The organism is Marinobacter daepoensis DSM 16072, from assembly GCF_000421165.1.
Classification (GTDB): Bacteria; Pseudomonadota; Gammaproteobacteria; order Pseudomonadales; family Oleiphilaceae; genus Marinobacter; species Marinobacter daepoensis.
Window position 1 is genome coordinate 1,030,877 of record NZ_ATWI01000008.1, and the last position, 14,286, is coordinate 1,045,162.

Below are 14,286 nucleotides of genomic sequence, written 5' to 3' on the forward strand. Positions count from 1 at the left end.
CGGCCATCCGCCGTTTGAGGATAGCGAGGTAAAGCTATGAATGACGTTAACCTGAACAACCCGAGCCTGAAGCTGGTGAACACCAGTGATCGGGCCCCGGTGAAGGCGCTGTCGTCATCTCAGGCCGAGGGCCGGAGTGCCCCTGACCTTGCTGCTTCAGCTGCCGGCGTGCGCCAGGTTCCTAGCTCGAATGTTGCTAACGAAACGTCCCAGGCGGATACGCTGAAGGGGCATAACGAAGCGCAGCGTGAAGAGTTGGACCAGGCGGTTAGCCAGCTGAACGATTTTGTTCAGAACGTGCAGCGGGATTTGCAGTTTGAAGTGGATAATGACTTGGGGCAGACGATTGTAAAGGTGGTTGATCAACAAACCCAGGAAGTGATTCGCCAGATTCCCGATGAAGTAGCTTTGAGGTTGGCAGAAAAATTGCAGCAGGATGAACCGCTGACGTTGTTCAACATTAAAGTGTAAAAGCTTGCCGCTTTTGCGCGGATGACAGCAACGGTATTTCAGCACCGCCGCACCCGGGAGGGTTCGGCGGTGTTTGCGGTTTTAGGCGCGGGCTCGTAGGTAGTGCCTGGTTACGATCTGTTACATATTGGCGCTACAATTAAGGCAAAGTTTTGCCGGTTGCGGCCGTTAACAGATTTATTAAAGGAAAGCGGCCCCCTTGAGGAGGCATGGTTATGGCGGGTATTTCATCATTGGGGATTGGGTCTGGTGTTCTAACGTCAGACTTGGTGGATCAGTTGGTTGCGGCAGAGCGCAAACCGGCGGATATCCGTCTAACGCAGAAAACCGAGCGGGCGGAAGCCATGCTGTCAGCCTATGGTCGGTTGCGCAGCGCTATTACAGAGCTGCGACTTCCCATGCGCCAGTTAAGTGCCGCCGACAATCTGAAGGTATTTTCTGCCTCTTCTTCCAATGAAAATATTGGTGTATCCGTCGATAGCGCTACGGCCAGCCGGGGCACGTATAGTCTGGATGTTACCAGCCTGGCGGCGGCACAGGCGCTGGCATCCCGGGATGTGTTTGCCGATCGCGACACGGCGCCGGTGGGCGAAGGTAGCCTCACGTTCTCTGTAGGTGACAAAACCACCACCATCACCATTGATAGCAGCAATAATTCCCTGCAAGGTCTGGCCAATGCCATTAACGATTCCGATGCGGGTGTGTCGGCCGGAGTGATTGATACCGGTAGTGGTTTTCAGTTGGTGTTGTCCGCCGATGAAACCGGTACAGCCAATGCCGTTAGCATTACCGCTAATGACAGCGACAACAACAATGAAGATGGTGCCGGGCTTTCCCGCTTTGCTTTTAATGCTGGTATGAACACTGGTGCTGGCTTTGAAGAGACCATCGCCGCATCGGATGCGGTGATGAAAATAAACGGGATTGAAGTTATCCGGGCGACCAACAATTTCGAGAATGTCATTGATGGCTTGTCTTTTGATATTAAAGAAGTGGGGACCTCATCGGTAAAGGTCACCCAGGATTTCGCAGCGGTTGCGGATCGTGTTCAGGGTTTTGTGGACAAATACAACGCTTTGCAGTCGACGATCAGTGGCCTGGCGGGTTACAACGCAGAGACTGAAGTGGCTGGGCTGTTGAATGGTGACGGCACGGTTCGAGCGTTGCAGAGTCAGATGCGACAGATTCTTACCGGAGTGATTCCAGGTTTGGAGAATGCCAGCGTTCGAAGCCTGGCGGATGTTGGGATTTCAACCGACCCGAAAACCGGCGCACTGGAGTTTGATCGTGAGGAGTTTGAGGCTCAGCTGAAAAGTAATCCGGATGATGTGACAGCCCTTTTTGCGGAGCAGGGGCGGACGACGGATGCCCAGGTTGAGTTTGTTCGCAGCGGGTCTGATACTCAACCGGGGAAGTACGACATCAATGTTACCCAGGCGGCCACCCGCGGTGAGCTGGTAGGCGGCAGCGCCGTGGCCGGTACCGTAACAATTGATTCCAGCAATGATGAGCTGAGTCTCGAGATTAATGGCGCGACTACAATTAATTTGCAGTTGACCCAAGGCAGTAACTTGTCGGCTCAGGATCTGGTTGCCGATATTCAGGCCCAGCTCGACAGTAACGCGGCGTTAAGGGCCTCGGGCGACTCCGTACAGGTTGGTTTGGATAGTAACAACCGGCTGACGTTTACGTCGGGTAAATATGGCTCGGAATCCAGCGTGAGCATCACCTCGGTGGAAGATGGCGCTCAGCTTGGTTTGGCTGTCGCCGAAGGTGTCGCGGGGCAAGATGTTGCAGGCACGATCAATGGCCGGGTTGCCAAGGGCGACGGTCAGGTATTGTATTTGGGAAGCGATGCGGGCCCGGCTTCCGGCCTTCAGGTGCGTGTGCTGGGTGATCAGGTTGGTGCCCGTGGTTCGATCAATTTCGTGCAAGGTGTCGGCAAAAGCATGGTTGACTTGGTCAACGGTTTCGTAGGCGCCGATGGCAAACTCGAATCCCGTACCGCCAGTCTCAACCGTGAACTGGAGAATATTCAGGAAAGTCAGATTAAGCTTGAAGAGCGAATAGAGGCGTACCGTAATCGGTTGGTCAAACAGTTTACGGCGGCTGACTCTTTAATCGCCCAGCTTAACAGCACGAGAGATTATGTCAGTCAGCAATTGGCTGCCCTGGCTCCGCAGAACAACCGGAACAGCAACTGACCGGCAAGCGCCCGTTAGTGCATCACGAGGTTAATTATGAACGGTTTGCAAGCTTACCAACGGGTCAACACTCAAACGAGCATCACCGATGCCGATCCGCACAAGTTGATTCAGTTGTTGTACAACGGTGCCATTGAACGCATCAACATGGCCAAAGCCCGAGTGCAGGCAAAGGATTACGGTGGCAAGGCCCAGTTGCTGAACAAGGCCATAGAGATTATTGGCGGGCTGCGATCTTTTCTGGATTTTGAGAAGGGCGGTGATTTGGCCGCACGGCTGGAAGCGCTATACGACTATATGGAGCGCACCTTGCTAGAAGCCAGCGCCAGGAATGATCTTGAGAAACTGGATGAGGTTTTGGAGCTACTCCGTTCCATGAAAGAAGGCTGGGATGGCATCCGTGAGGAAGTTGTTTCACAGCCTTCGCAAACCGCAGGTTAACGCTGCGGTTCTTCTCCCACTGTGTTGCCCCTATCTAACTGCCGGGTAGGGGTTTTATAGCCATTCCCCCCGCCATCCCGTACAATAACGACCTTCTTTTCAATACATCCATTCTATTCAGTCTGGAGCACACAGATGTCTGATATCAAAAAGGTGGTGCTGGCTTACTCCGGCGGCCTGGATACTTCCGTTATTGTTCGGTGGTTGCAGGATACCTACAACTGCGAAGTGGTGACATTCACCGCCGACATTGGTCAGGGCGAGGAAGTTGAGCCGGCGCGTGCCAAGGCGGAAGCGCTGGGCGTAAAGGAAATCTACATCGAGGATCTGCGTGAAGAGTTTGTGCGCGATTACGTGTTCCCGATGTTCCGCGCCAACACCGTCTATGAAGGTGAATACCTGCTGGGCACTTCCATCGCGCGGCCGCTGATTGCCAAGCGTCTGGTGGAAATCGCCAACGAAACCGGTGCCGATGCCATCTCTCACGGCGCGACCGGCAAAGGTAACGACCAGGTTCGTTTTGAGCTGGGTGCCTACGCGCTGAAGCCGGGCGTCAAAGTAATTGCCCCTTGGCGTGAGTGGGATCTGAACTCACGCGAGAAGCTGCTCAAGTATTGTGAAGAGCGCAACATCCCGGTAGAAATGAAGAAGGGCAAGAGCCCGTACTCCATGGACGCCAACTTGCTGCACATCTCTTACGAAGGCATGAATCTGGAAGATCCCTGGGCAGAAGCCGAGGAAGATATGTGGCGTTGGAGTGTGTCTCCGGAAGCCGCTCCGAACGAGCCGACGTATGTTGAGCTGACTTACCGCAAGGGCGACATTGTGGCCATCGACGGTCAGGACATGAAGCCGCACGTTGTGCTGGAAACGCTGAACAAGCTGGCTGGCGAGAACGGCATCGGCCGTCTGGATATCGTTGAGAACCGCTACGTGGGCATGAAGTCCCGCGGTTGTTACGAAACCCCGGGCGGTACCATCATGCTGCGTGCCCACCGCGCCATTGAGTCCATCACTCTGGATCGCGAAGTGGCTCACCTGAAAGACAGTCTGATGCCGCGCTACGCCGACGTTATCTACAACGGCTACTGGTGGTCGCCGGAGCGCGAAGCCCTGCAGGCGCTGATCGATAACACCCAGGAGTACGTGAACGGCACCGTTCGCCTGAAACTGTACAAGGGTAACGTCGACGTTGTTGGCCGTAAGTCCGACGACTCCCTGTTCGATGAAAAGATCGCTACCTTTGAAGAAGATCAGGGTGCGTACGACCAGAAAGACGCGGAAGGCTTCATTAAGCTGAACGCCCTGCGCCTTCGGATTGCCGCCGGCAAGGGTCGCAAGCTTTGATTGTTTGTTGAAAGCCTGAAAACGCCCGGTTTATAACCGGGCGTTTTTGTTTATACTTTCCAGATAATTCCAATAACGAATGCCGCTATCATGAACCCGTTGGGTACCGCTTCCGTCGCCGCTTTGCGGCAGTATGTTCGCTATGCCGATGCCAAGAGCATTGCCGTGGCCCCCATGTTTACGCTGGCCGGGCTGAAACCCGGGATTCTTGATTCTGATGAGGGGCGAATCGAAGGTGAGCAGCTCCAGGCCTTTATTCACGCACTGGCGGAGCATACTGACAACCCGGTCTTGGGGCTGGAAACCGGTGATTACGTTCAGCCAGGGTCCTACAGCGTGTTGGGCTATATCACTATGAGCTGCGCGACTCTCGGGGAGGCCGTCACACGTATTGCCCCGTACGAAAAGCTGGTGGGCGATATGGGCACCACGCGGCTGAAAATGAAGGGGGAGTCTGCGTCGCTGATCTGGACCTGCAACTTTACGGATCCTGTCGTTTGGCCGCAGGTCGTGGATAATGTGTTCGCGTCGTGGATCAATTATGCGCGATGGTTGGCAGACAGTGATGAGGCTTCGCCTCTTTGTGTGCGGTTATGCCGGGCTTCCCCAGGCGGGGTGCATGAAAAGGCGTATCACGATCGGTGGGGGTGCCCGGTAGAGTTTGGTTCTGATGAGAACAGCGTGACCTTTTCCCAGTCGTTGCTCGCGACACGCCTGCGCCAGCCTGATCCGTTATTGCGCAAAACTCTGGAAGCTCACGCATTGTCACAACTGGCGTTGCTGGATACGGACACCGACCTTACCTCTCAGGTAAAGCAAAGCATTCAGAAGCAGTTGGCCGATGGGATTACTCGCCAGGACATGGTTGCGGAAGATCTGGGAATGACCAGCCGAACACTGCAACGAAAACTGAGCCAGGAAGGGGTGTCATATCAGAAACTGTTGGATGAGGTGCGACAACAGATGGCTGAAGACTATCTCCTCAATACAGGGATGGGTATTCCGGATATTGCGTTACGCCTGGGGTACAGTGAGACCACCTCGTTTCATCGAAAGTTCAAGGCGGCAACGGGACAAACGCCGGGAGACTTCCGAAGGCAATAAAAAAGCCAGCTCAACAGAGCTGGCTTAAAATAAAATTCGGAAAGAACGAAAGTGCCTGAAAAATTCGTTAATCCTGTGGAGAGTACCCGGATGGCGGCGGAGGTACTACACGGCTCCTCCGCCATGGGTGGATACTGCTTGATTCCACGGTTCCAGAATAAACGGGATCATCTTTGGTGTCTGTTTGTGATGTGTGTCCCAGTGTTACGGATTGTGATTACTGCACGCTTTCCCGTATTTCTGGAGCGGTCTCTGTGAATCTCCGGGTTTCATAAGCATCCACCAGGCCCTGGACGGCGGTGCGCTCTACGTCCTGTACGGAGGGCGTTCCATTCTGCGCATCGGCTTTACACAAAACCATTCCGGCCTCAACGGAGATAAAGCCTGCAGTGGTTTTCAGGGCCTTGTGGTTGATGCCGTCGTAGATGCGACGGAAAGCCGTGGTGGTGCAGTGATCGCTGTCTGGAAAATAAGACACAATCACAAACTGGTTGTCGCCAATCCGGCACAGGGCATCGATGGGTCGAATCAGTGTGCTCAGACGGCGAGCGATGCCCACCGACAGTTCACTCATCACGCTGGGAGGGTGTTTGCGTTTCAGATCTTGCCAGTTACGGATGCCACACATAACGTAGGCAGTTGATCCGCCTCTGGACTCGGCATGGCGCAGTGTCTTCTGCAGCCGTTGGCGTGCGTACTTGCTGTTGGTCAGCCCTGTTTCCAGATCGATGATGTTGCTGGATTCCAGTTCCCGGTTGTTTTCCACCAGGAGAGCGTTCGCGCGGAGCAGGGTATTTTGCCGGTCGGCCATGCGATCCGCGGCAAAGATGCGGGGGATCAGTTGTTTCGTCATGTCTGATTTATAGATGAAATCGTCGACACCACGATCAAAGGCTTCCGACAGGGCTTCGACACTCTCTCGTGCGGTGAGCAGAATGACGTAAGTGTAGTGATTGTTCTGTTCGTCCTGTTGCCTTACCTGGTCGGTCAGTTGCAGGCCGTCCATCTCCGGCATAAGCCAGTCCGCAATCAGCACGCTGACCGGGCGTTGATCCATCAGCGCGAGCGCCGCGGGCGCATTGTTGGCAATGCGTATGTCGCGGTAGCCGGCATTTCGCAGAGTACGGGCGACCACCATACTGCTGAACTTGGCGTCGTCTACGACGAGAATGGGAAGATCCAGGTTTGGCATTGTTTGTCTACTTCTAACCAGTCCATTGTCAGATGCGGTTCGCCACAGCTCTTGGTATTCTTGGCGGCTTTGAACATCCGTAATCAAATTGTCGCCACAGTATACTCCTCGGTGGCCATTGGAGAATAACGACTATGCCTTCTTTTGACATTGTTTCAGAAATCGAAATGCACGAAGTCACAAACGCAGTGGATCAGGCTAAGCGTGAGTTGGGCAATCGCTGGGACTTCAAAAACGTAGAAGCCGACATTGAACTTGAAGACAAGCGTCTGACGCTCAGTGCTGAGCAGGAGTTTCAGTTGGAGCAGCTGGTCGACATGATGCGCATGGCGTTTGCCAAACGTGATATTGATACCCGTGCTTTGTCGGAAGACGGCGAAAGCAAAGCGGGCAAGCTGGTCAAACAGCATTTCACCCTGAAGCAGGGGATTGAAACCGATATGGCCAAGAAGCTTGTTAAAATGATCAAGGATCAGAAAATGAAGGTCCAGGCCAGCATTCAGGGTGACAAAGTGCGTGTGACTGGTAAAAAACGGGACGATCTTCAGCAGGCCATCGCCATGCTGCGTGAAGCTGAGCTGGATATCCCCCTGCAGTTCAACAATTTCCGCGACTGATCCGGAGAGGCTGCTATTCTTCCTCGCAACGCACTGGCCCTGATCCGGGACACGATATACACCTATACCCGCTGGCAAGTGATCGCCATGCTGTTTCTCGGGTTCTCGGCTGGTTTGCCGTTTCTTCTGGTTTTTTCCACGCTCAATGCCCGCCTGGCGGACGTTGGTGTGGAAACCGCCACCATTGGTTTCTTCAGTTGGCTGGGCATTACCTATTCGATCAAGGTGTTCTGGGCGCCAGTGGTTGATCGTCTTAAGTTGCCGTTGCTGGATCGCCTGTTCGGTAAACGGCGCAGCTGGATTCTGCTGGCTCAGGCAGGTATTGCCACAGGGCTCTATCTGATGGCCCGGGTTGACCCTTTGGTTGCTCCGGAAACGTTGGCCCTGTTCGGGTTGCTGGTCGCTTTTTCGTCGGCGACGCAGGATGTGGCCATCGACGCTTACCGGATTGAAATCGCTCAGGAGCGGCTGCAGGCTGCGCTCGCGGCAACCTATATTTTTGGATACCGTCTGGCTTTACTGGTGGCCGGCGCCGGGGCTCTTTATATAGCGGAATACTGGTCCTGGCAGGTGTCATATCAGGTGATGGCAGCTCTGGTTGGCGTGGGAACGGTGACGGTACTGGTGGTGCGGGAGCCCGCCGTCAATCACTTTGCTGCGGCGCAGGATATTGCTCACCGGGTTGAAGAAGAAGCGGCAATGCGGGGCCACCTCCCTCCTGGCCTGGCTCGTTTGGCGGGCTGGTTTTATGCTGCCGTTGCAGGGCCGTTTCTGGATTTCTTCCGGCGTTACCGGGAGCTTGCGCTGGTCATTCTGGTGCTGGTAGCCGTGTACCGTATTTCCGACATCGCCATGGGGGTGATGGCTAATCCGTTTTACCTGAACTTTATGGGTTTCAGTAAGACCCAGGTGGCCGATGTGACCAAGGTGTTCGGGTTCTTCATGACCATTGTTGGTTCTATGGTTGGGGGCGTGTTAGTGGTTCGTTACGGGGTTCGCCGTATCCTGCTTGCAGGAGCGATTATGACGGCGGCGACCAACCTCCTGTTTGTGGTGTTGGCCCAGCAGCCGCCTGATATTGCAGCACTGGCGGTGGTGGTGAGTGCCGATAACCTTAGCGGTGGCATTGCCAATGTGGCGCTGATTGCCTGGCTGTCCAGCATGACCAGCGCCTCGTTCACCGCCACCCAATACGCCTTGTTCAGCTCGCTGATGACACTGCCGGGCAAGTTTCTGGGAGGCTTTTCCGGGATTGTGGTGGCGAACTTTGGCTACGCTGAGTTCTTCCTGATTGCAGGCCTGATGGGGGTGCCCGCGATTCTTCTGGTGTTGTTTATGATGCGCCACGGCGCCAGGCTGGATGCGCTGGCGCCGGTCAAGGAGCAGGAAGATGCCCTGGTGAAGTGATCAGCCCTCAGGACGAGCAACTGATGTTCAGATGTTTACCCCAATCGGGGGGCAGGGCTGCATACTTCTCATACTCTGGTTGCTCATCAAAGGGCTTCTCCAGCACCCTGAGCAGTTCCTTCATTGGCCCGTAGTCGCCATTCTGCGCCTCCAGGATCACTTGCTGGGCCAGGTAGTTGCGCAGAATGTACTTCGGGTTCACCCGGCGCATGGCGTATTCCCGCTCATCGTGGGCGCGTGATTCTTTCTGCAATCTCGCTTCGTAACGTTCCAGCCACTCGTCGGCCACGCTGCGGTCTGTGAACAGGTCACGAATCGGCGCAGTGCCTTGCTTATGCAGGTTGGAGAGGCCCCGGAAAAACCGGGTGTAGTCCACACGGTGCTCGTGGAGCAGGCTGAAGGTGTCCATGATCAGTGTCAGATCCGTCTCGTCCTCGGCTTCAAGGCCCAGCTTCGCCAGCATCCGGTGTTTGAAATGTTCGTTGTAGGCGCTCTCATAGCGCTTCAGGCCCAGTCGAACCGAGTCTTCGCCCATAACAGGCAGCAATGCATTTGCCAGGTACCGGCAGTTGGTGTATCCCATCTGGGGTTGTCTGTTGTAGGCATACCGCCCCTCATGGTCGGAGTGGTTGCAGATAAAGCCTGCGTCGAAATCGTCCAGAAAGGCGAAAGGCCCGTAGTCAAAGGTGTCGCCGGTAATCGACATATTGTCGCTGTTCATCACACCGTGGCAGAAACCAATCGCCTGCCAATTGGCAATGAGCTTCGCGGTGCGTTCCACCACTTCTTCAAACCAGCGGGCGTAGCGTTGCTCCTCCGGCAGGCTGATCAGGTGAGGGAAGTGAAGGGAAATAACATGTTCCAGAAGGGTTTTCAGGGCTTCGGGCCCTTCATGATGGGCCGCGAACTCAAAGTGGCCGAAGCGGATGTGGCTTCTTGCCACCCGCATCAGTGAGGCCGCAGTTTCGATCGACTCCCTACGCACCGGGTTCCTCGCGCTGATCATAAACAGCGCCCGGGTAGTCGGTATTCCCAGCCCGTGCATGGCCTCGCTGCACAGATACTCACGAATGGTTGACCGGAGTACCGCCCGGCCATCGCCAAATCGGGAGTAGGGTGTTGTCCCCGCGCCTTTCAGGTGCCAGTCCCAGCGTGTGCCGTCTGGACCTACGGTTTCCCACAGCAACAGGCCTCGACCATCGCCCAGTTCCGGGTTGTACATACCGAACTGGTGGCCGGTGTATTTCATGGCGACCGGTTCCATGCCGTCCAGAAGTTCGGCGCCTGCACCAACGGCCGCCCAGTCGTTCTCATCACGAACATGAAACCCCATGTCGCTGGCTAACGCGTGGTTAAAGCAGACTATGCGTGGCTCGGAGAGAGGGGAAGGCTGTACCCGGCTATAGAAGCTGTCGGGTAATTCCAGGTAGCGATGTTCCACCTGAAAACGGTTATTGCTCATAAAACGACCTGACTTTGGTATGAATGCTGCAAATGTATAGGGTTGAACGCTACTGACAGATTGCAGAGCAGGTGATCCAAATGCAACCACACCTGATTGTTTTTACCGACCTGGACGGCACCTTGCTGGACCATCACAGCTACAGCTGGCGGGCTGCATCGCCAGCCCTGACAAAGCTCGCCACCAACGGTATCCCCTTGATTTTCAACTCCAGTAAAACCGCCGCCGAGATGCGCCATTTGCAAAACACGATGGGCATCCGGGCCCCCTTTATCGTCGAGAACGGTGCGGCGGCGGTTATCCCGGCGGGCTGTCTGGGCCGCACCGAAGAACAGGTGATGAATTTTGGAGCAGATCACCAGCAGGTTCTTCGCACGCTTATGGTGCAGAGGGAGGCGGGTGCACAGTTTCGGGGCTTTTCAGATATGCCGGATACGGAACTGGCCGAGGTTGCGGGTCTGGATAAGGTGGAGGCTTCTCGGGCCCGGCAGCGCCTGGGTACTGAGCCGCTGATCTGGCAGGGCAGCGATCCGGAGCTGGACCAATTCAGTGCGGCGCTGGAGCGTGAGGGGCTCCGTCTGGTGCAGGGGGGCCGCTTCTGGCACGCCATGGGGCGCTTCGACAAAGCCGAGGGGGCCCGCTTTTTGCTGAAGCAATACCGGGAGCACTATCAGGGCGAGCCGATAGTCACCATCGCATTGGGCGACAGCCCGAACGACCAGCGCATGCTGGAGGCCGCGGATATCCCGGTGGTGATTCGCGGGGTGAACAGCGATCAGGTTCAGTTGCCATCGCAGAAGCACCCCATCCGCTCCCTGAAGCCCGGCCCGGAGGGTTGGAATGAATGCGTGCTCAATCTTCTTTTTGAGTACGGCTATTAGGCCGCCTGGTGTGGCCAAAAGTAAAGGAGGGCGCCATGGGCGACTTTTACCAGAATGGCATAGTAACGACCCTGCACAATCTTGTGCGACGACCGGTAGAGGACATCGAGGCCGACCTGCTTCAGTTCCGTAAAGCGCGGCCCATGTCACTGGTGTTGCCGTCTCTGTATTCAGAGCTGGAAGGCTCCGCCCTGAAACACATTGTCCAGGAGCTGGCAAAGGTGCCGTACCTGGAAGAAATCGTGATCGGGCTCGATCGTGCCAACGAAGCGCAGTACCGGCACGCATTGGAGTACTTCTCCGAGCTGCCTCAGCCGTACAAGGTGCTTTGGAACGATGGGCCGCGTTTGCGGGCCATCGACCTCAAGCTTCGCGAGCAGGGCCTCGCCCCCACCGAAATGGGCAAGGGGCGGAATGTCTGGTATTGCTTTGGTTATGTGCTGGCCTCCGGGGTGAGCAAATCGGTGGCGTTGCACGATTGCGATATTCTGACCTACTCGCGGGATCTGCTGGCACGGTTGATTTACCCGGTGGCCAACCCTGGATTCAACTACATGTTCTGCAAGGGCTATTACGCTCGGGTCGCCGACAGCAAGATGAATGGCCGGGTCAGTCGTCTGCTGGTCACACCTCTGATCCGCGCCCTGAAAAAAGTCTGCGGCCCGAACGATTTTCTCGACTACCTCGACAGCTATCGTTACCCCCTGGCCGGGGAATTCTCGTTTCGCACAGATGTCATTAACGACTTGCGCATTCCCAGCGACTGGGGGCTGGAGATTGGCGTGCGCTCGGAGATGAAGCGAAACTACGCTACCAACCGCCTGTGCCAGGTGGACATTGCTGATGTCTACGATCATAAGCATCAGGAGCTGTCGCCGGAGGATGTCAGCCGTGGGCTGTCCAAGATGAGCGTGGACATCGCCAAGGCCTTGTTCCGCAAGCTGGCCACCAATGGCGAAGTGTTCTCCAATGAGAAGTTCCGCACCATCAAGGCGACCTATTTCCGTATTGCTCTGGATTTTGTGGAAACCTATCAGAACGACGCCGTGATCAACGGGCTCGGCTTTGATCGGCACAAGGAAGAAAAGGCAGTGGAATTGTTTGCCCAGAATGTGATGCGCGCCGGCGCCTACTTCCTGGATAACCCCATGGACACTCCTTTCATCCCCAGCTGGAACCGGGTGACCAGTGCCATTCCGGACATTCGAGAGCAACTGCAGGAGGCTGTCGAAATGGATAATCAGGAATACCGGGCATGACTCAGCCACTGAAGAGCAAGATGCAAGGTATGCTCGAGGTCGTCTATCCCTCGGTAGATTGCGACTTTCTGGCGGAGCAGTTACTGGCCACCATGGGGCTGGCGCCCAATGCCGACGCCCCACTGGCCCACCAGAACCATTGGGACGAGACCGATGTGTTGCTGATTACCTACGCGGACACGCTCCAGCAACCGGACGAGAAGCCGTTGGTGACCCTCAAGCGCTTCCTGGATGACTGTTTGAAAGACACCATTTCCGCGGTGCACATATTGCCGTTCTTTCCCTTCAGTTCTGACGATGGCTTTTCGGTGATGGATTACCTGGCGGTCAACGAGAGCCATGGCGGCTGGCCGGAGATTGAAGTCATTGCCAGGGACTACAAGTTGATGTCCGACCTGGTAATCAACCATATGTCGGCCCGCAGCCGATGGTTCGCGAACTACAGGAAGCGCATCGACCCGGGTAAGGATTATTTCTTTGAAGGCAACCCGAAAGACGACCTCAGCCAGGTGGTGCGGCCGCGCACCTCGCCTTTGCTCAACCCGGTGCAGACCGACGACGGCGAGCGCTATGTGTGGTGTACCTTCAGTGAAGATCAGGTAGACCTGAACTTTGCCAACCCGCAGGTGCTGTTGGAGTTTGCGGGGATCATCCGCCAATACCTGGAAAGGGGTGTGATGATTTTCCGGATGGATGCCGTGGCCTTTCTCTGGAAGGAGCCGGGCACGCCGTGTATTCATCTGCAGCAAACCCATGAGCTGATCAAAATCCTGCGCCTGCTGATTGAGCATCACACGCCGGATGCGGTAGTGATCACCGAAACCAATGTGCCCAACCGGGAGAACCTGACCTATTTTGGCAATGCCAACGAAGCCCATGCCATCTATAACTTTTCGTTGCCGCCTTTGCTGATCAACACGCTGGTGACGGGTAATTGCCGCCACCTGAAAACCTGGCTGATGAGCATGCCACCAGCCCAGCTGGGCACCACCTACCTGAATTTTATTGCCTCCCACGATGGGGTCGGCCTGCGGCCTACAGATGGCCTGCTGACCGAAGATGAAAAGCAACGCCTGATCAACACCATGGAGTCGTTCGGAGGCAAGGTGTCCTGCCGCCGGACGGCCGACGGGCGGGACCAGCCCTATGAGGTGAACATTGCGCTCTGGGATGCCCTCAAAGGAACCGCAGAAGGCGGTGCTGATCACTGGCAGCTCGCACGATTCCTGTGCGCGCATACCATTATGCTGGCCCTCGAGGGCATTCCGGCCTTTTATATTCACAGCTTGCTGGCCACGGAGAACGATCAGGCGCGGGTGGAACATACCGGGCGCCTGCGTTCCATTAACCGCAGTCAGTGGCCGTTGTCGCAACTGGAGGAAGCGCTCGCAGATCCACTGACCCACCACAGCAAGGCCTTCAGGGAGTTGAAGCGCCTGATTGCCATACGTCGTGCTCAATCAGCGTTCCATCCAAACGCCACGCAATTTACCTTGCACCTGGGTTTGCAGTTGTTTGGGTTCTGGCGCCAGAGTATGCGCCGGGAACAGTCAGTATTTTGTATCCATAACATCAGCCCGGAGATGCAGGAGGTGGCGTTGAGCGATATCAATCTGATTGGGACAGACCGGTGGGTGGATCTGATCTCCGGAATGGCGGTGGAGGATATGGCCGGATCGATGACCCTGAAGCCCTACCAGACCGTGTGGCTGTCGAACCAGCACAGAAGCGGAGCGGCGCGGAGTGTACCTCAGGAATGAGGCATGGTTAGTTTGTATTCTGTAAGGCGGTGGTTATAATCGTGCTTGCTCAGGATGAGTCAGTTAAACATTACCTTCAGGGACCGAAGTCATGCCCCAGGCAAGCGGATTGCAGTTCACCGCCCGAGTAGGCGAATTCCC

General features: G+C 55.8%; 12 protein-coding genes. 10 read left to right on the plus strand and 2 right to left on the minus strand.

Translation table 11 applies throughout. From position 1 onward, the window contains the following. Positions 1 to 36: 36 nt before the first annotated feature. The 5 genes from K325_RS0105420 (at position 37) to K325_RS0105440 (ending at position 5,567) form a co-directional block, all read left to right on the plus strand. Positions 37 to 471 (plus strand): flagellar protein FlaG, encoded by a 435-nt coding sequence (locus K325_RS0105420; RefSeq protein WP_029653252.1) that lies wholly within the window; start codon positions 37 to 39, stop codon positions 469 to 471. 215 nt (positions 472 to 686) lie between these two features. Then, on the plus strand, positions 687 to 2,675 hold the full coding sequence (fliD, locus tag K325_RS0105425) for a flagellar filament capping protein FliD (protein WP_029653253.1): 1,989 nt from the start codon (positions 687 to 689) through the stop codon (positions 2,673 to 2,675). A 36-nt stretch (positions 2,676 to 2,711) separates the two neighbouring features. Next, positions 2,712 to 3,116 (plus strand): flagellar export chaperone FliS, encoded by a 405-nt coding sequence (gene fliS, locus K325_RS0105430; protein ID WP_029653254.1) that lies wholly within the window; start codon positions 2,712 to 2,714, stop codon positions 3,114 to 3,116. Positions 3,117 to 3,251: 135 nt separating this feature from the next. Next, entirely contained in the window at positions 3,252 to 4,463 is a 1,212-nt protein-coding gene (locus tag K325_RS0105435) for an argininosuccinate synthase (RefSeq protein WP_029653255.1), read from the plus strand. A gap of 90 nt (positions 4,464 to 4,553) precedes the next feature. Continuing rightward, the gene (locus tag K325_RS0105440) at positions 4,554 to 5,567 is read left to right on the plus strand and encodes an AraC family transcriptional regulator (RefSeq protein ID WP_029653256.1); all 1,014 of its coding nucleotides are present in this window, start codon (positions 4,554 to 4,556) and stop codon (positions 5,565 to 5,567) included. 217 nt (positions 5,568 to 5,784) lie between these two features. Here the strand turns inward: K325_RS0105440 and K325_RS0105445 are convergent, their stop codons facing one another. Then, positions 5,785 to 6,759, minus strand: coding sequence for a response regulator (locus tag K325_RS0105445; RefSeq protein WP_029653257.1), 975 nt, complete (start codon positions 6,757 to 6,759; stop codon positions 5,785 to 5,787). Positions 6,760 to 6,893: 134 nt separating this feature from the next. Here K325_RS0105445 and K325_RS0105450 point away from each other — a divergent pair, with 134 nt between their 5' ends. Next, positions 6,894 to 7,376, plus strand: a complete 483-nt coding sequence (locus tag K325_RS0105450) for a YajQ family cyclic di-GMP-binding protein (protein WP_029653258.1) — start codon at positions 6,894 to 6,896, stop codon at positions 7,374 to 7,376. A 78-nt stretch (positions 7,377 to 7,454) separates the two neighbouring features. Further along, complete coding sequence (locus K325_RS0105455) at positions 7,455 to 8,783, plus strand: AmpG family muropeptide MFS transporter (RefSeq protein WP_211218134.1); 1,329 nt, start codon at positions 7,455 to 7,457, stop codon at positions 8,781 to 8,783. A 7-nt stretch (positions 8,784 to 8,790) separates the two neighbouring features. Here K325_RS0105455 and K325_RS0105460 read toward each other — a convergent pair whose 3' ends face one another. Then, positions 8,791 to 10,245 (minus strand): protein adenylyltransferase SelO, encoded by a 1,455-nt coding sequence (locus K325_RS0105460; protein WP_029653260.1) that lies wholly within the window; start codon positions 10,243 to 10,245, stop codon positions 8,791 to 8,793. Between the two features lie 80 nt (positions 10,246 to 10,325). Here K325_RS0105460 and K325_RS0105465 point away from each other — a divergent pair, with 80 nt between their 5' ends. Genes K325_RS0105465 through K325_RS0105475 form a run of 3 tightly spaced genes read left to right on the plus strand, consistent with a single transcriptional unit; the run spans position 10,326 to position 14,145 of the window. Then, positions 10,326 to 11,126 (plus strand): HAD-IIB family hydrolase, encoded by an 801-nt coding sequence (locus K325_RS0105465; protein WP_029653261.1) that lies wholly within the window; start codon positions 10,326 to 10,328, stop codon positions 11,124 to 11,126. Between the two features lie 35 nt (positions 11,127 to 11,161). Further along, on the plus strand, positions 11,162 to 12,385 hold the full coding sequence (locus tag K325_RS0105470; RefSeq protein WP_029653262.1) for a glycosyltransferase family protein: 1,224 nt from the start codon (positions 11,162 to 11,164) through the stop codon (positions 12,383 to 12,385). After that, positions 12,382 to 14,145: an alpha-amylase family glycosyl hydrolase gene (locus tag K325_RS0105475; RefSeq protein WP_029653263.1), complete on the plus strand. Its 1,764-nt coding sequence runs from the start codon at positions 12,382 to 12,384 to the stop codon at positions 14,143 to 14,145. The genes K325_RS0105470 and K325_RS0105475 overlap by 4 nt, the downstream gene beginning before the upstream one ends. Positions 14,146 to 14,286 lie beyond the last annotated feature (141 nt).